The following is a 17,285-nucleotide window of genomic DNA, read 5'->3' on the forward strand; positions in this document are numbered from 1 at the left end:
ATCGGGCCGGAACTGGCTCCGGCGTCTGATCTCCAAGGTCCTCAGAGGCGGTAATGGCGGTAAAGGCGGTCAAACCGAATGGCGTCCTGATCAGGCGCAAGTCAAGTGGAAGGGTCCTCGCTCCGCGTGGCTACCAAGTACTGAGGGCAAGCAGAGCAGGTAGGAGTGCCGGAACCCGGGCGTGAAAGCTCGGGGCCGGCCCCCTCGATCAGAACGTGGGTGCGCCTTCCGTCGGCGGGGCCACGGCATCTGCCGCTGCTGCCGCTGCAGGCTTGATGTTCTGGTTGACGTGGAAGAAGTTGTCCGGGTCGTACGTTGCCTTCACCGCGGACAGCCGGGCGTAGTTCCCGGCGTAGTTGGCCTCGATCCTGGACTGGTCGTCCGTGTCCTGGAAGTTGATGTAGCCGCCGGGCTCTGAGTACTCGTGGAGGGCGGACCAGTAGTCGCGGACCCAAGAGATGTTCTGGCTGTTCTCCGAGGGGTCGGGCCACTGCCCGGCGATGACGGGAGCGAACCGGACGTCGCGGTAGGGGAAGGCCGTGGCATCGGGGGCGACGCGTTGCACCGCGCCGTCGATGGGGTAGAAGTGGTTGGCCGAGTGCACGGTGGGGATGCCGGCGGAGTGCTCGACCGCCACGCGGAGCGCGTCGTCGCTGAGCGTACGGAGGAAGTCCGCCTTCCAGTAGCCCTGGAGCCCGGGGACCCCGCTGAGGCCGTCGAACATGATGTTGAGGGCCGGATACGGCAGCGGCGCAAACATGGAACCGAGTACCGGTCCAGCGTCGAGCAGGGGCTGCCAGTGGGCCGGTCCGGCGTCGACGTCGCCCGTCCACATGCCGGCAACCACTGCGACCGGCCTGCCGTGCCACTCCTCCGGGAGGAACGGGACCGGCGGGCCCTGGTGGAAACCGAGGAAGGCGCCCATCTCCTCCGGCTCGTCGGCGAGCCACTCGCGGTACGAGGCGCCGATATCGGCCCCGAGTGCCGCGTCGTAGAAGATGAGCCCCACGTGGACCATATCGACCGGATGCAGCCGGAACTCGAACGAGGTCACGGCCCCGAAGTTCCCGCTGCCGCCGCGCAGGGCCCAGAACAGGTCTGTGTTCGCCGTCTCGCTGGCAGTCACGAAGGTGCCATCGGCGAGGACGACGTCTGCTGAGATCAGGTTGTCGCACGAGAGTCCGTGCTTCCGGGCCAGGTAGCCGATCCCGCCCCCCAGAGTCAGGCCGGCGACGCCGGTCGTGCCGATGATGCCACCCGTGCTCGCGAGGCCGAACGCGTGGGTCGCGTGATTGAAGTCGGCCCAAGTCGCGCCCGCCTCGACGCGGGCCGTCCTCGCCGCGGGGTCGACCCGGACTCCGCGGCGGGCCGAGAAGTCGAGGACGAGCCCGCCGTCGACCGTCCCGAAACCCGGCGCGCTGTGGCCGCCGCCCCGGAGGGCAACGTCGATGCCGAGCCCGTGGGCGAACCGGACGGCCGCCATGACGTCGGCGACCTGAGACACCCGCAGGATCGCGGCGGGCCGCCGGTCCACCATGCCGTTGAAGACGTGGCGCGCCACCTCGTACTCGGGATCATCGTCCTCTACGACCTGGCCGCGGACCTGGCCGCGGAGAACATCGAAGCGCTCGGTACCCATGGCTGGCTCCAGCACGTTGACGAGACCGAGGGCGGACCGCGCCGTGCGAAACCCAGCCAGAGCGATCCGATGACCTCTCCGGTCTACGCTCCCTCCCCGGGCAGGTCAAGAGGCCATGCGAGCGGGCCGCGCGACGCGCCGGGCCAAGGCGTCCGCGTGTCCGACGATTGTCTCAATCGGCTCGTCGAAGCCCACCGTGATCCCGTCCTCATCGTCCCCGAGGGGCTCGAGCGCGGCATACTGGCTCTCCACGAGCGAGGCCGGCATGTAGTGGCCCTCCCGGGCCTCGACTCGGGCGCGGACCACCTCGGCGGACCCGGCCAGGTGCAGGAACCTGACCGGCCACGCGTACTCGCGCAGGGTGTCCCGGTAGGCCCGGCGCAGGGCGGAGCAGCTCATCACCGCTCCGTCCCTGCGCTCGGCCAGCCACGTCCCGACGGCGGCGAGCCATGGTGCGCGGTCGGCGTCGTCCAGCGCCACCCCGGACTGCATCTTCGCGACGTTCGCCGCGGGATGCAGATCGTCTGCGTCGCCGAACGGGACGCCGAGGTGGGCGGCCAGGGCCTGGCCCGCCGTGGTCTTGCCGGCGCCCGAGACGCCCATCACGACCCAGAGGCCGGGGCCGGGGAGGTGCTCCATGTCAGGCCTTGAGCTCGGAGGCCTCGAGCGCACCTTCGCGGTCCACGTAGCCGTAGAGCTCGGGAAGGATGAACTTCGCGGACAGGAGGCCGATGAGCGAGAGGACGGACACCGCGACCGTGGCACCGACCTTGCCCCAGGACGCCGTCATGAGCGGGAAGACGAACGCGCCGAAGAACGAGGCGGCCTTCACGAACACGTAGCCGAACCCCGAGGCGGTGGCACGGAAGCGGGCCGGCGCGACCATGGACACGACCGTCATGCCGTTCGACGCGGCCCAGTAGTGGCCCCACATGAGCACGCACGCGCCCAGGACGATCAGCCACTGGATGTTCGCCCCCAGTGCGGCGGCACCGATCAGGAGGCCGACGAAGGCGAGGCCGAAGCCCCACATGGACACGCCGCGGTGGCCGATCTTGGTGATCATGATCGGCGCCACGAGGCCCGAGATGGTAGCAAGCACGTAGATGCCGGCCGTGACGAAGTTGGTGCCCGTGATGTTCGCCGCGGCGCCGCCGCCCACCACGCCCACGCCGGCGCTGACGAGGATGACGGGGAGGTAGAAGCCGAAGGCCGTGAACTCGGCGCCCTGGCAGGCGTTCGAGATCCATCCGAAGATGGTCGCGCGGCGCCGGGTCCGGTCGGCCCAGGTGACCCGCAGGAAGTCGCCGACCTTGGGCCGCTCGATCACGACGTCCTCGTTCGGGAGCATGTCGAGCGGCTCGTCGAAGAGGCGCAGCGAGACTTCCTTGGCCTTGGTGAACTTGCCCCGCTGGATGAGCGAGAGCGGGGTCTCGGGCAGGTCGAGCCGGGCCAGCAGCAGGATGAAGGCGGGGATCGCACCGATCGCGAGGGCCACGCGCCAGAGCACCGCGTGGTCCATGCCGGTCATGTACATGACGGTGATGACCACGATCGAGAAGACCTCGCCGAGGCCGAACATGAACTGCCACCGGCTGCCCATGACCTCGCGGGACCCCTTCGACATCGACTCCATGATGTAGGCGTAGCCGTTGGAGATGTCGGACCCGAGCGGGATGCCGATGAGGATGCGCAGGATGATCAGGTCCCAGACGTTCTGGGAGAACCCCTGCGCGATCGCGAGCACGATGAACAGGACCATCGTGAGGACGAAGACCCGCTTGCGCCCCAGTCTGTCCGCGACGTAGCCGCCCAGCAGGGCGCCCACGAGCGCGCCGCCCTGCACGCCGGCGGTGACGAGGCCGAGCTGCGCGACGGTGGGGTGGTACTCGGCGCTGATGAAGACGAGGACGAAGGAGATCGCGTAGAGGTCCCACGCCTCGATGAGGATCGTGGCGATCATCATCCAGCCGCCGCGGCGACTGGATGCCGTGCCGTTCTTGTTGAGCAGGACGTCGGTTGCCTGGTCGGACAACCGCCTGATTGTCGTTTGGTCCATCATGGTCTCCCTCGCTGGGAGTCCCGGTGCGCGGCACTGGCCGGCGCGGCCGCATGAGCTGACGCCATAGTCACTCCCGATGGTGTTTACATCTGTTCTTTGCCGTTCCGGCAAGGTTTAGATCATATCTAAAGACGTGACTTCTGCAACAGCTATGATGTGGGAGTCCCCGATGACGGGATCGCGACCCGGAAGGAGGCCCATGGCAGGCACCGGTTCGCCGCGTCCGGCGGGGCCCTCTGCACCGGGTGGCCTCCATACGAAGCTCGTGGAGAGCCTCGGCTCGGCGGTCGCCGAGGGGACCCTCGCCGAGGGCAGCGTGATCCAGATCGAGGAGCTCGAGGAGCGCTACGCCGTCTCCCGCTCCGTGGTCCGCGAGGCGCTCAGGGTCCTGGCTGCCATGGGCCTCGTGGCCATGCGCCGCCGGCTGGGCATCCAGATCCTCCCCGCCAGCGAGTGGAACGTCTTCGCACCCCAGGTGATCCAGTGGCGGCTCGCCTCGGCGGGCCGCTTCGCCCAGCTGCGCTCGCTCACCGAGCTGCGCGGCGCCGTCGAGCCGGAGGCGGCCCGCCTGGCTGCGACCCGCGCCGGCGAGCACGAGACCGCGGAGCTCCTCGAACTCGCGGGCGAGCTCTGGGCCGCGGGCCAGAGCGCGGACGCGGAACGATTCCTGCGCGTGGACACCGAGTTCCACCGCTTCATCCTCGCGGCCTCGGGCAACGAGATGTTCGCCGCGCTGCACCCCAGCGTCGCCGAGGTCCTCGCCGGGCGCACCCACTTCGGCCTCATGCCCTCGCGCCCTCACCCGGACGCGCTCCAGCTCCACATGGACGTGGCCGCCGCGATCCAGCGCTCGGACCCCGACGCCGCCCACGCCGCCATGCGGGCCATCATGACGCGCACCATGGCGGAGCTCAGCGAGCTCCACGCCCCGGGCGGCACGCCGTCCCCCGGTGCCCTGCCGGCATGAGGACCGTCGACGTCGCGATCACGGGCTACGGCCGGATAGGCCGTGAGATCGCCGGAATGCTGCAGGCCCGCACCGCGGCCTACCGGGAGCGCCATGGCGTCCTCGTGCGGATCACCGGCGTCTGCGGCTCGGCTGCCGGGCTCGTCGATCCCGCGGGCCTCGCGCCCGAACGGCTCGCCGCCCGCGGCAGCTTCGTGCCGGGCCTCACCGGCGACGCCTTCCTCGAGGCCGTCCGCGCCGACGTGTTGATCGAGGCCGGCCCCAGCGACTACCGCACCGGTGGGCCGGCCCTGGGCTACCTCCGCTGGGCCCTCGGCCGCGGCCTCGATGTCATCGCGGTGTCCAAGGGCGCCCTCGTCCTGGACCTGCGCGGGCTCCTCCGCCTCGCCGCCGGCCACGGAGGGAGCCTGCGCTTCAGCGGAGCGGCCGCCTCCGCGCTGCCCACGGTGGACCTCCTGGCGCACAGTCTGGCCGGTGCCACGCTCGAGGGTTTCGAGGCGGTGCTGACCGGCACCACGACCTTCGTCCTCGACCAGATGGCCACCGCCGGCCTCGGCCTCGCGGACGCCGTGGCGCTCGCCCAGGCGCGCGGCATCGCCGAGCCGGACCCGAACTTCGACCTCGACGGCTGGGACACCGCCGCCAAGCTGGTCATCATCGCCAACGCCGTGCTCGATGCCGGCCTGGGACTCGACAGTCTGCCGCGGGAGGGGATCGGCGCGGTGACCCCCTGCGACATGGCGCGGTGGGCGGCGCAGGGCCTCGCGCCGCGCCTCGTCGGCTTCGTCGAGCACGACGGCGGGGGGTTCCGGGCCGGCGTCGAGCTTCGCCTCTACGGGCAGGACCACCCGTTCGCCCAGCTCCGCGGGAGCATGAAGGGCCTTCGCGCGGTCACCGAGGAGATGGGCGCCCTGACGGTGACCGGGGGAGCGTCGGACCCGCGCGCCACCGCCGCCGCCGCGCTGAAGGACATCGAGCACGCGGTGGCCGCGCGCCAGTGACCAGCGGCGTGACGACCGCGAGGGGACTGCTCGCGACCTCGGTGGTCGTCCCCGCCTAGCACTCAGAAGAGAGTGGGCGCGTCCTGCTCGTCGGTGTCCTCCTCGGCCGTCCAGGGCTCGCCGAGGTCCGCCAGCGCCTCCTCGATGGACGTCTGGCCCTCGAGTTCCTCATCCGTGGCCACTCCAAGACCGTAGAGGCCCGCGGGCCAGATTCGGCCGAGGCACGCGGTCGACGCGGCTAGGGTTGGCCCCATGGACCTGCTCGAGTCCGAATCTGCTGCCGCGGCGGGGGACCGCCCGTGACCCTCGACGCGCTCGCCCGCCGCGCCGCCTCCCTCGTCCCCGAGGAAGGCGGCCGGGCCATCCTGGGCATCTGCGGCGAGCCCGGGGCGGGCAAGACCACGCTCGCCGAGCAGATCCTCGAGCGCCTGCGCTCTGCACACGGCGCAGACTGGGCGGCGCACGTGCCCATGGACGGGTTCCACCTCGCCGACGTCCAGCTCGCGCGCCTCGGGCTCCTGGACCGCAAGGGCGCGCCCGAGACCTTCGACGCCGACGGGTATGCCGCTCTGCTCGGCAGGATCGCCTCGGGCGCCGGGTCCGTGGTCTACGCACCGGGGTTCGAGCGCCGGCTCGAGCAGCCCCTCGCCGCCGCCATCGCGGTCCCCCCGGAAGCACGCCTGATCATCACGGAGGGCAACTACCTCCTCCTGGGGGAGGCGCCGTGGGCGGCTGCCCGGGCGCGGCTGCGGGAGGTCTGGTACCTCGACGCCGAACCCGTCACCCGGGTGGACCGCCTCATCCGCCGGCACATCGAGTTCGGCAAGGACCCGGAACGGGCCCGCGAATGGGTGCTCCGATCCGACGAGGCCAATGCGCGCCTGATCAGGGCGGGCCGGGACAGCGCGGACTACGTCATCGCCGCGCAGGACTGTACCGACTGATTATTCCGCAGTGCGGAAATAAAAAACCCCCTTGTGGAATCTTGGGGAGACCTCTATCTTTGGTATACCAAAGAGATCGGGATCACATCCCGCCAAGGACAAGCGATCGCACCCTTCGAGCGCAGACCCCCATCCCAGACCAGAGAGTTCCCCACATGACCAGCACTTCGGACACCGCTGTCCAGCAGCTGAACATCGACGGCGAAGCGGAGGCGCCCATGGGCCACGGCACCGCCACCCTTCCGGCGGGCCTCAGCCCCCGGCTCTACAACACCGACCTCGCTCCGACCCAGCGCGCCGGGCGCAGCTGGACCGCCTACAGCATCTTCACCCTGTGGGCCAACGATGTGCACAGCCTCGGCAACTACGCCTTCGCGATCGGGCTCTTCGCCCTCGGCCTCGGCGGCTGGCAGGTCCTCGCGGCCCTCGGCGTCGGCGCAGTCCTCCTCTTCGCCCTCCTGAACCTCTCCGGCTTCATGGGCCAGAAAACCGGCGTCCCGTTCCCCGTGATGAGCCGCATCGCCTTCGGCATCCACGGCGCCCAGATCGCGGCCCTCACCCGCGGCGGGGTGGCCGTCGCCTGGTTCGGCATCCAGACGTACCTGGCCTCGGTGGTGCTGCGCGTCCTCGTGATCGCCATCTTCCCCGGCCTCAGGCCGCTCGACGACGGCTCGATCCTCGGCCTGTCCCCGCTCGGCTGGATGGCCTTCGTCTTCCTGTGGATCGTCCAGGTCGTGATCGTGTCCTACGGCATGGAGATGATCCGCAAGTACGAGGCCTTCGCCGGCCCCATCATCCTCGCCACCATGCTCGCCCTCGCCGTCTGGATGTTCGCCAAGGCCGGCTTCTCCATCGCGTGGAGCACCGGCAAGGACCTCTCCGGCGGCGACATGTGGCTGCACATCCTCGGCGGCGGCGCCCTGTGGGTCTCGATCTACGGCACGTTCGTGCTCAACTTCTGCGACTTCACGCGCTCGGCCCGGACCAAGAAGTCGATCGTCAAGGGCAACTTCTGGGGCATCCCGATCAACATGCTCCTCTTCGGAGCCATCAGCGTGGTCCTCGCCGGGGCCCAGTTCAAGATCGACGGGCACCTCATCGAGAGCCCCTCGGACGTGGTCGCCTCGATCCCCAATACCTTCCTCCTCGCCGCGGCGAGCACGGCCCTCCTCGTCCTGACCGTCGCGGTGAACCTCATGGCCAACTTCGTCGCCCCCACCTACGCGCTCACCAACCTCTTCCCCCGCAGGCTCAACTTCCGCAGGGCGGCCTTTGTCTCCGCCGTCATCGGCCTGCTCATCCTGCCGTGGAACCTCTACAACAACCCGGTGGTGATCGTGTACTTCCTCGGGGGCCTCGGCGCCCTGCTGGGCCCGCTGTTCGGCGTGATCATGGCCGACTACTGGCTGGTCCGCCGCGGCAAGGTCTCCGTCCCCGCCCTCTACTCCGAGGACGCCGACGGCACGTACCACTACCGCAAGGGCGTCAACCCCAAGGCCATCGCCGCCCTCGTGCCCGCCGCGGCAGTGGCCCTCGCGATCGCCTTCATCCCGGCCCTGGGCGCCCTGAGCTCGTTCTCGTGGTTCTTCGGCGCGGGGATCGCGGCCGTGAACTTCTACGCGCTGGCCGACCGGAAGCAGACCTTCGAGGACGTCGACGGCGAGGCGATCGCCGTCCCCAGCGTCCACTGACCCTTCCGGTCGTCCGCCTCCACGAGCACGACGGCGCCGGGCCGGCCCCCAGAGCTGGCCCGCCGCCGTCGTGCCTCGCCTTCCCCCAGCCAGCACCACCCAAGGACCCCCGATGCGCATCCTCGTCGCCAACGTCAACACGACCCAGACCATGACCGACTCCATCGCGGCGGCGGCCCGGGCCGCAGCCTCGCCGGGCACGGAGATCGTGGGCATCACCCCCCGCTTCGGCGCCGACTCCTGCGAGGGCAACTTCGAGTCCTACCTCGCCGCGGTCGCGGTGATGGACGCCGTGATGCGCTACGAGGGCGAGTTCGACGCGGTGGTCCAGGCGGGGTACGGCGAGCACGGCCGCGAGGGCCTGCAGGAACTCCTCGACGTGCCAATCGTGGACATCACCGAGGCGGCCGCCGCGACCGCGATGTACCTGGGCCACAAGTATTCGGTAGTCACCACCCTTGACCGGGCCGTGCCGCTGATCGAGGACCGGCTCAAGCTGGCCGGCCTCGGTGCGCGCTGCGCCTCGGTACGGGCCTCCGGCCTCGGCGTCCTCGAGCTCGAGGAGGACCCGGAGCGTGCGGTCAAGGAGATCGTCGCCCAGGCCGAGAGCGCCGTCTATGACGACAAGGCCGAGGTGATCGTGCTCGGCTGCGGCGGCATGAGCGGACTCGACGCGCAGATCCGCGAACGCTGCGGGGTGCCGGTGGTCGACGGCGTCGCGGCGGCGGTGGCGGTCGCGGAGGGCCTGGTCCGGCTCGGGCTGACCACCTCCAAGGTGCGCACCTACGCGGCGCCCCGCCCCAAGGCCGTGACGGGCTGGCCGCTCCCGGTCCGCTGACCGGCTCAGATCGTCCCCGTCACCGACTGCAGGCCGAGGCTCGTCAGGGCCACCGCGGCCCAGAGCATCCCCCCGAGCAGGAGCGGGCGCGGGCCGGCCCTGCGCATCTCGGCGAAGCGCAGGTTGAGGCCGATCCCGGCGAGGGCCACCGTGATGAGGAAGGCGGCCAGCGCGGAGAGGCCGGGATGCCACGCCGTGGGAATGGCGCCCACCGTCTCCAGCGCCGCGGCGAGGACGAAGCCCACGAGGAAGGCCGGGACCATGCGCCGCCAGGGCACGCCGGCCCGGCCGCCGCGGCCGTCCGTGCGCTCCCGCCGGGCCCGCAGGGCTGCGAGGGCCATGACGATGGGGATGATCATGAGCGAGCGGGTGAGCTTGACGACCACCGCGTAGGACTCCGCGCCGCCCCCGTAGCTCGCGGCCGCGGCCACGACTGAGGACGTGTCGTTCACCGCCGTACCGCTCCACAGGCCGAAGGAGTGCGGGCTGAGGCCGAGGAGGTGGCCCACCGCGGGGAAGAGGAGGACGGCCGCGATGTTGAAGGTGAAGATCGTGCCGATCGCGTAGGCGACGTCCGCCTCCTTGGGCCTGATCACGGCGGTCGTCGCCGCGATCGCGGACGCGCCGCAGATCCCCGTCCCGACCCCGATGAGGGTCCGCGTGTCCGCGTCGAGGCGGAGCGCGCGGCCGAGCAGTGCCGCGCCGCCGAGGGCGACGGCGAGCGTCCCCAGCATCACCGGCAGCGAGCCGGCGCCCACCTGGGCCACCTGCTGGAGGGACAGGCCCGTGCCGAGGACCACGATGGAGCCCTGCAGGACGTGGGAGCCGGCCGCGCGGTACCCCGGCGTCCACAGGCCGCCCCGCAGGGGCCGGATGGCCGCCGCCGCGAGCAGCCCCAGGAGGATCCCGAACACGGGGCCGCCGATGACGGGCACGAGCTGGCCGAGCACGGTCGCGACCGCGGCCACCGCCGCCGCGACGCCGAGTCCCGGCAGCGTGCGCAGGAGTGTGACGCGCATTGACGTGGCACTGCCGCCCGACTCTGATGTCGCCGTATCGTGGTGCGGGAGTACGTGTGGGGGCTTCATTCCATTGACTCTCCCGCCCGCGGCCGAAGACCGGTAGCCCGCTTTCGGATATGGGCCCCATGCGCTCGGGATATGGGTGTGGTCCCTTCCGGTCGAGACGCTCCTCATGGGACCAGCAGGAGCCCGTCGGCGCGGGGTGACAGGAGCTCGTTGAGCACGAGGCAGCCGGCCCCAACCGCCGCGACGTCCTCGGCCAGCGCCGAGTCGACGAGTTCCAGGGGGTGGATTGCCCCCACGGCCTTCCGGTCGGCGAGGGCCTCGCGCATCACGGCGAGGTACAGGCCGCTGACGGCAGGCCAGGACGGCCCGCCGAAGACGATGCGCTCGAGGTCGAGCAGGCTGGCGATGTCCTCGACGGCCCGGGCCAGCCGCGTCGCCGAGTCCCGCAGGATCGCCCGTGCCGCCGCGCTGCCCTCGCGCGCCTCCGCGGCGAGGAGGCGCAAGCGCGCCATGGTCTCCTGCAGGTCGGGCTCTCCTGCACTCGGTTCGAGGATGCCCGCCTCGACGGCCCGCCCCACGAGGTAGGACGGCATCGTGGTGAGCCCGACGCACCCGGGACGGCCGCAGCTGCACACCGGCCCGTCGATCCCGGCGGAGAAGTGGCCGATCTCCCCGACGTTGTTGGAGCTTCCCCGGACCACCTCGCCGTTGATGACCAGGCCTGAGCCGAGTCCTGTGCCGAGGTAGACGAACGCGAAGTCGTGCGGGGCGCTCTCGCCGCTGATCCAGAGCTCGCCGTGGGCCGCGGCGGTGGAGTCCTTGTCCAGGAAGACCGGCAGGCCGGTGGCACCGCGCAGCCCTTCGCACAGGTCGACGCGCTCCCAGCCCGTCAGCAGGGGCGGACCGACGACCCCGCCGCCGGAGGCGTCCATCGGTCCCGGGGCGGCCATCCCGACGCCGATGACCCGCCCGCGCTCGACGCCGCTCTTGTCGATCAGGGCATCGACGGCCTCCGCGATGACGCGCACGGTCTGGTCGGGCCCGGCGACCGAGCGGATGGGGATGTGCGAGCGGGCGGCCACTGCGCCCGAGAGGTCCAGGAGGACGCACGAGATGACGGAGGGGTCCAGGTGCACTCCCACCGCAAAGCGGCTCAGCGCATCGATCCGGAGGAGGGTGCGGGGCTTGCCCATCTTCCCCGCGACCTTCCCGGTCTCGGCCACGAGGCCCTCCTCGAGGAGCCGGCGCACGATGTTCGAGACGGTCTGGGTCGACAGGCCGGTCGACTCGACCAGCTGCACGCGGCTGAGGCCCTCTCCGGACCGCCGGATCAGATCGAGCACCACGGTGAGGTTGTACCTGCCGACGCGCTCGAGATTGGACCCCTTGTGCATGCGCACCTCCATCGGTGTGAGTGCTCAGACTATATCAAATAGGTTGACTAAGTTGCGCCAGTGTGACTAGCGTGGTCCCGCCAGTGCATGTGACGGCGCTCACTGCCGCATCGAAGGCCGATCGCAGCCGTCCGCCCCGCGCCACCCAGCGCGTCAAGTAAGGAAGAACGAGGGAGTTCCCATGAAGAAGATCTGGCCCAGGTACCTTGCGGGCGGAAGCGCCGCCATCGTGGGCGTGCTGGCTCTGGCAGCGTGCGGCGGCACGAGCAGCGGCGCCGGCAGTTCGCCGAGCCTCAACGCCGATGCAAAGGACGTCACCCTCACCATCACGAGCAACTCGATCTCCGGCGGCAAGAACGCCACGGGCGCGGACTGGATCACCAACTACGTCATCCCGAAGTTCGAGGCGGCCGAGAAGGCGAAGGGCGTCAACGCCAAGGTCACGTTCCAGCCGAACGGGGTGGACGACCAGGCCTACAAGACCAAGATCTCGCTCGACCTGTCCACCGGGCGCGGGGCCGACATCGTCGCCGTCGACGGCATCTGGGTGGGCGAGCTCGCCGACGCCGGCTACATCAAGCCGCTGGAGGACCTCGTGGGCGGATCCACGGTCCAGGGGTGGGACGGCTGGAAGCAGATCAAGCCGGCCGTCCAGCAGATCACCACGTACAACGGCAAGCTCTACGGGATCCCGGACGGCACCGACGGCCGGGTGATCTACTTCAACAAGAAGCTCTTCGCCCAGGCGGGCCTCCCGGCCGACTGGCAGCCCAAGAGCTGGGACGACGTCCTCAGCGCCGCCGCGAAGCTCAAGTCGCTGCCCGGCGTGACCCCGCTGCAGATCAACGCCGGGACCGCCATGACCGAGGCCACCACCACCCAGGGCTTCCTGCCGCTGCTCGAGGGCACCGGGCAGCCGATCTACAAGGACGGGAAGTGGCAGGGCAACAGCCAGGGCGTCCGGGACGTGCTGGGCCTCTACTCGAAGGTCTACGGCGCGGACAAGCTCGGCGACCCGGCCCTCCAACAGGACGCCAAGGGCCGCGACAAGTCCTTCCAGGAGTTCTCGCAGGACAAGCTCGGCATCATGATCGAGAGCGACTACCTGTGGCGCTCGGTCATCAACCCCAAGTCCGGCATCGACCCGATGAAGGACCGTGATTCGGCCGTCGGCTGGGCCAAGATCCCGGCCGAGGCCCCCGGCAAGGGCGTCAGCGGACAGGACTTCGTGAGCATGTCCGGCGGCTCCGGCGAGGTCATCAACCCCAACACCAAGTACCCGCAGCAGGCCTGGGACCTGCTCCAGTTCATGAACTCCCCGGAGGCCATCAAGGCGCGCATCGGCGCGAACCCGCAGATCTCCCCGCGGGACGACGTCAACTCCCAGGTCCTCGGGTCCGACCCCCTGCTGAAGTTCATCTCCACCGAGGTGCTGCCCATCACGGCCTACCGCCCCTCCTCCTCCGACTACACCCAGGTCTCCACGGCCATCCAGACCGCGACCGGCAAGGTGGCCTCGGGCGGCTCGCCCGACCAGGCGGCCAGCGACTACCAGAAGGCCCTGGAAGGGATCGTCGGTGGCAGCGACAAGATCTTCAACTGACGTGCTCGCCGCGCCCTCGGCGGCCCCCGCGGGGGCCGTCAGGGCTCGGGCCCGGCGCGCTGCCGACGACGGGGACGTCGCCGGGCTCGGCAGGGCACGGGCCGCGGCGTTCGTGGCCCCCAGCCTCGTGCTCATCGGCGTGTTCCTCGTCTTCCCGGCGCTGTGGACCCTCTATCTGGGCCTGACCAACTACCGGCTCAGTGGCTCGGCGGCCCTGCATCCCAAGTTCGTCGGCATCCAGAACTACCTCTCGGCGCTCTCGGACGACCGCTTCGCGAACTCGCTCGTGCTCACGCTGGCCTTCGTCTTCGGGTCCGCCGTCATCGGCCAGTCGGTGCTCGGCTTCAGCATCGCCTGGCTCGCGACCCGGCTGAACAGCACCGTGCGGTCCGTGGTGGAGTTCTTCGTCCTGCTGGCGTGGATCATCCCCAGCTCCGTCACGACCTTCCTCTGGTACGCGCTGCTGGACGGAACCGACGGCACGCTCAACTCGATCCTGGGCACCGCCCACCTGGCCTGGCTCCTGCAGTACCCCCTGCAATGCATCATCGTCTTCAACACGTGGGTGGGCACGGCGTTCTCGATGATGCTGTTCAGCTCTGCGCTCGCCTCGGTCCCGCCGTCCCAGCTCGAGACGGCGCGGATGGCCGGGGCCGGGACCTTCGCCCAGTTCCGCGACGTGATCTTCCCGCACATCCGCGGCCATGCCCTGACGAACACCCTGCTCATCACGCTGTGGACCTTCAACACGTTCACCCCCTACCTGCTCACGGCGGGCGGCCCGGATGACCGGTCTAACATCCTGCCCATCTTCATCTACCGGCTCGCCCTCAACGACGGGGCCCTCGGGCAGGGTGCGGCGATCTCCCTGATCATGATCGTCATCAACCTCGTCATCGCCACCGTCTACCTGCGGCTGCTGAAGGAGAGGAAGAAATGACCTCCGCCACCGCTCCCGTGCGCACCCCCGAAGAGGAGGCCGCCCGGAACCGGGTGCGCCACTTCATCGGCATCGTCGGCAAGACGGTCTTCATCGCCCTGATCCTGGCCTTCTTCGTCCTGCCGGTGCTGTGGCTCGTGTTCGCGCCCTTCGATGCCCACCCGGGCCTCAACGTCAAGGTGCCCGACTTCACCCTGCACAACTTCGCGGTGCTCTTCGCCAACGCGGACGCGATGGCCTCGCTGGGGAATTCGCTGATCCTGGCGATCGGCTCGATGGTCATCGTCCTGGTGCTCGGGTCGCTGTCCTCCTACGCGCTCTCCCGGGTGCGGATCCCGGGGCGGGACGTGCTGCTCTACTCCCTGCTGCTGCTCTCCTCGATCATCACGGGGACCGCGGCGATGGTCCCGACGTTCCTGCTCATGGTCAAGCTCGGCCTCATCGACTCGCAGTTCGGAGTCATCCTGGTGCTCAGCGGCGGGATCCTGCCCACGGTGATCTTCATCCTCAAGGACTTCATGGACTCGACCCCCAAGTCCTACGAGGAGTCGGCCCGGCTCTACGGCGCCAAGCCCCTGCGCATCCTGTGGGACGTCGTGGTCCCGCTGGCCCGTCCGGGCCTCGCGGCGATCGCCGTCTGGGCGGTCGTGCAGGTCTGGGGCAACTTCCTGGTGCCTTACATCCTGCTGAGGTCGCCCTCGAAGTCCCCGGCCGCCGTCGTGATGTACACGTTCTACACCGAAGGCGGCCAGCCGGACCTCGCCCTGATCTCCGCCTTCTCCCTGCTCTTCTCCCTGCCCGTCGTCGCCATGTACTTCTTCGTCAGCAGGCGCTACGGGTTCCGCTTCCATGGAGGTATCAAAGGCTGATGGCCGCTATCACCACACGCTCGCTCATCAAGGAGTACCCCGGCGGTGTCCGCGGCGTCGACGAGATGGACGTCACCATCGAGGACGGCGAGTTCTTCGCCCTGCTCGGGCCCTCCGGCTGCGGGAAGACCACCCTGCTGCGCACCATCGCGGGGCTCGAGAAGTCCACCTCGGGCACGATCACGATCGGGGACCGGGACGTGACCGATCTCGAGCCGGGCCAGCGCCACGTCGCGATGGTCTTCCAGGACTACGCGCTCTTCCCCCACATGTCGATCGCGGACAACATCTCGTATCCGCTCAAGATCCAGAAGGTCGGCCGCAAGGAGAGGCACGCCCAGGCCTCCTCCGTGAGCGAGAAGCTCTCCCTCGGCGGTCTCCTCGAACGCCGCCCCGGCCAGCTCTCGGGCGGCCAGCAGCAGCGCGTCGCCCTGGCCCGCGCCGTCTCGAGCCGCCCCGAGGTCTTCCTCTTCGACGAGCCGCTCTCCAATCTGGACGCCCGCCTCCGGCTGGAGGCCCGCACGTTCCTGAAGAAGCTGCAGCTCGACCTGGGCGTGACGACCGTCTTCGTCACCCACGACCAGGCCGAGGCCCTCGCGCTCGCCGACCGCATCGCGATCATGAAGGCCGGCAGGCTCCAGCAGCTCGGGACGCCGCGCGAGGTCTTCCAGCGCCCCGCCAACACGTTCGTGGCCTCGTTCGTCGGCTCCACGTCAATGAACCTCATCGAGGGCGTCGTCGTCTCGGGCGCGGTGGACATCGGCCGGCACCGGCTGCCGCTCCCTCCCGCTGCGGCCGGGCGGGTCGCCGAGGGCCAGAAGGTCACCTGGGGAGGACGGCCCGAGTACCTCTCACTCGTTCCGGCCGGCCAGGGCGAGTTCTCGGGCACGGTGACCGTCGCCGAGAACCTGGGGCCGCGGTGCTCGTCACCGTGGAGCTCCCCGAGGGAGCCATGGTGCAGGCCGTCGTGGGGGAGGACCTCGAGCCCGAGATCGGCTCCGCAGCCGGCGTCACGGTCGAGCCGCGCCGGACCCTGCTGTTCGACGCCGACGGCGTGCGGATCGGCGACTAGGTGCGGATCCGTCGGCTGCTGACGGTCGAGGACCAGGCCGAGGGCCCCTACGTCGAGGTGCCTTTCGAGGTCCACGGCGCTCGCAGTCTCGAGGTAGTCCTCGACTACGACACCTCGTCGGCGGTCATCGACCTCGGCTGCGAGGGGCCCGGGGGCTGGCGCGGCTGGTCGGGAGGGGCGAAGGAACGCTTCGTCATCACTGCCGAGCGCGCCTCGGGCGGCTACCTCGCAGGCGAGCTCGAGGACGGCGTGTGGAAGGTCGTGCTCGGCCTCCATCGCCTTCCCGCGGAAGGGGTCGAGGCGATCCTCGACATCCACCTCCCCGCCACCGGCGGTGTGGAGCCCGAGCCGGCGCCCCCTCGCCCCGCATCGGAGGCGAGAGGACGACGGCGGGACCTCCCGTCGTCGTCCGGGCTCACCTGGTTCGCGGGGGACTGCCACGCCCACACGCTCCACTCCGACGGGCGGCTCAGCCTGAAGCAGCTGGCCGCCCACGGCGCGGCAAGGAACCTCGACTTCCTCGCGGTGACGGAGCACAACACCGTCAGCCACTTCGCCGAGCTCGCCGGCACGGGGGCGGCGTACGGCATCACGCTCCTGCCCGGCCAGGAGGTCACCACCGCCCGCGGCCACGCGAACGCCTTCGGACGCATCGGATGGGTCGACTTCCGCCAACACCCGGACCGCTGGGTCGAGCAGGCCGAGGAGCAGGGCGGGTTCCTCTCCATCAACCATCCGATCGCGGACGACTGCGCGTGGCAGTGGCCGCTGACGCGCAGGCCGGCCCACGCCGAGATCATGCACTCGACGTGGCTCGCCCGGCCCGCCGACAGCGGGATCTGGGCGTGGTGGACCGCGTGGGGGACCGACGTCGTCCCGCTCGGCGGCGGAGACTTCCACCGCCCCGAGGACGGCCACCCGGTCGGTGCGCCGACAACGTGGGCGGCGGCCCACGACGCCGGCGAGGAGGCGGTGCTCGACGCCCTGAAGCAGGGGCGCACCGCGGTGAGCCTCGGGACCGACGGGCCGCTCCTGCTCCGCGTCGACGGGCAGCTGGTCGCGGTCGGCGCCGAGGGCACGGTCTTCGTCACGCTCGACGGACGACGGCGCGTGGTCCGCAGCGCGCACGAGGAGCTCCCCGACGGTGTGGGCCCGTACCGCCTCGAGACGCCCGACCGCCGCATCCTCGCCATCAGCCAGTGAACGGGTCCGCACCGCGGGCCGCTGGCACCACCTC

15 protein-coding genes are annotated in these 17,285 nt (G+C 70.3%); 10 read left to right on the forward strand and 5 right to left on the reverse strand.

The genetic code is table 11. The annotated features are described in order from the left end of the window. Positions 1-208: 208 nt before the first annotated feature. From SA2016_RS00800 to SA2016_RS00810, 3 genes are all read right to left on the reverse strand, one after another. Positions 209-1,639 carry an FAD-binding oxidoreductase gene (locus SA2016_RS00800; protein WP_066494345.1) on the reverse strand — a complete coding sequence of 477 codons (1,431 nt, stop codon included), beginning with the start codon at positions 1,637-1,639 and terminating at the stop codon, positions 209-211. 105 nt (positions 1,640-1,744) lie between these two features. Continuing rightward, positions 1,745-2,278: a gluconokinase gene (locus SA2016_RS00805; protein ID WP_066494347.1), complete on the reverse strand. Its 534-nt coding sequence runs from the start codon at positions 2,276-2,278 to the stop codon at positions 1,745-1,747. Position 2,279: 1 nt separating this feature from the next. Next, positions 2,280-3,674 (reverse strand): MFS transporter, encoded by a 1,395-nt coding sequence (locus SA2016_RS00810; RefSeq protein WP_169803029.1) that lies wholly within the window; start codon positions 3,672-3,674, stop codon positions 2,280-2,282. 226 nt (positions 3,675-3,900) lie between these two features. Between SA2016_RS00810 and SA2016_RS00815 the strand changes: the two genes are divergently transcribed. The 5 genes from SA2016_RS00815 to SA2016_RS00840 all read left to right on the forward strand — a co-directional run bounded on the left by SA2016_RS00815 (position 3,901) and on the right by SA2016_RS00840 (position 9,142). Continuing rightward, on the forward strand, positions 3,901-4,668 hold the full coding sequence (locus SA2016_RS00815; protein ID WP_066494352.1) for a FadR/GntR family transcriptional regulator: 768 nt from the start codon (positions 3,901-3,903) through the stop codon (positions 4,666-4,668). Then, positions 4,665-5,669: a homoserine dehydrogenase gene (locus tag SA2016_RS00820; RefSeq protein WP_066494354.1), complete on the forward strand. Its 1,005-nt coding sequence runs from the start codon at positions 4,665-4,667 to the stop codon at positions 5,667-5,669. The genes SA2016_RS00815 and SA2016_RS00820 overlap by 4 nt, the downstream gene beginning before the upstream one ends. Positions 5,670-5,968: 299 nt before the next feature. Beyond that, positions 5,969-6,613, forward strand: a complete 645-nt coding sequence (locus SA2016_RS00830; protein ID WP_066494357.1) for a nucleoside/nucleotide kinase family protein — start codon at positions 5,969-5,971, stop codon at positions 6,611-6,613. A 218-nt stretch (positions 6,614-6,831) separates the two neighbouring features. After that, entirely contained in the window at positions 6,832-8,304 is a 1,473-nt protein-coding gene (locus SA2016_RS00835) for an NCS1 family nucleobase:cation symporter-1 (RefSeq protein ID WP_229710930.1), read from the forward strand. Between the two features lie 112 nt (positions 8,305-8,416). Further along, positions 8,417-9,142: an aspartate/glutamate racemase family protein gene (locus tag SA2016_RS00840; RefSeq protein WP_066494364.1), complete on the forward strand. Its 726-nt coding sequence runs from the start codon at positions 8,417-8,419 to the stop codon at positions 9,140-9,142. 5 nt (positions 9,143-9,147) lie between these two features. Here the strand turns inward: SA2016_RS00840 and SA2016_RS00845 are convergent, their stop codons facing one another. Together SA2016_RS00845 and SA2016_RS00850 are read right to left on the reverse strand one after the other, a co-directional pair. After that, on the reverse strand, positions 9,148-10,161 hold the full coding sequence (locus SA2016_RS00845) for a YeiH family protein (protein ID WP_066494366.1): 1,014 nt from the start codon (positions 10,159-10,161) through the stop codon (positions 9,148-9,150). Positions 10,162-10,334: 173 nt separating this feature from the next. Further along, positions 10,335-11,564, reverse strand: coding sequence for an ROK family transcriptional regulator (locus tag SA2016_RS00850; RefSeq protein ID WP_169803030.1), 1,230 nt, complete (start codon positions 11,562-11,564; stop codon positions 10,335-10,337). A 181-nt stretch (positions 11,565-11,745) separates the two neighbouring features. On the opposite strand from SA2016_RS00850, the gene SA2016_RS00855 reads away from it, so the two are divergent. The 5 genes from SA2016_RS00855 to SA2016_RS00875 are packed head-to-tail and all read left to right on the forward strand — an operon-like array spanning position 11,746 to position 17,251. Beyond that, entirely contained in the window at positions 11,746-13,167 is a 1,422-nt protein-coding gene (locus SA2016_RS00855; RefSeq protein WP_066494371.1) for an extracellular solute-binding protein, read from the forward strand. After that, entirely contained in the window at positions 13,142-14,107 is a 966-nt protein-coding gene (locus tag SA2016_RS00860; RefSeq protein ID WP_229710929.1) for a carbohydrate ABC transporter permease, read from the forward strand. Before SA2016_RS00855 ends, SA2016_RS00860 begins: the two co-directional genes overlap by 26 nt. After that, the gene (locus SA2016_RS00865; RefSeq protein ID WP_084249209.1) at positions 14,104-14,976 is read left to right on the forward strand and encodes a carbohydrate ABC transporter permease; all 873 of its coding nucleotides are present in this window, start codon (positions 14,104-14,106) and stop codon (positions 14,974-14,976) included. Before SA2016_RS00860 ends, SA2016_RS00865 begins: the two co-directional genes overlap by 4 nt. Continuing rightward, positions 14,976-16,070: an ABC transporter ATP-binding protein gene (locus tag SA2016_RS00870; RefSeq protein ID WP_218918322.1), complete on the forward strand. Its 1,095-nt coding sequence runs from the start codon at positions 14,976-14,978 to the stop codon at positions 16,068-16,070. The genes SA2016_RS00865 and SA2016_RS00870 overlap by 1 nt, the downstream gene beginning before the upstream one ends. Beyond that, a complete protein-coding gene (locus tag SA2016_RS00875) occupies positions 16,049-17,251 on the forward strand; it encodes a CehA/McbA family metallohydrolase (protein ID WP_218030625.1) in 1,203 nt (400 codons plus the stop codon). Before SA2016_RS00870 ends, SA2016_RS00875 begins: the two co-directional genes overlap by 22 nt. Positions 17,252-17,285: the final 34 nt, after the last annotated feature.

The sequence above is a fragment of the Sinomonas atrocyanea genome (assembly GCF_001577305.1).
In the GTDB taxonomy this organism is placed as follows: domain Bacteria; phylum Actinomycetota; class Actinomycetes; order Actinomycetales; family Micrococcaceae; genus Sinomonas; species Sinomonas atrocyanea.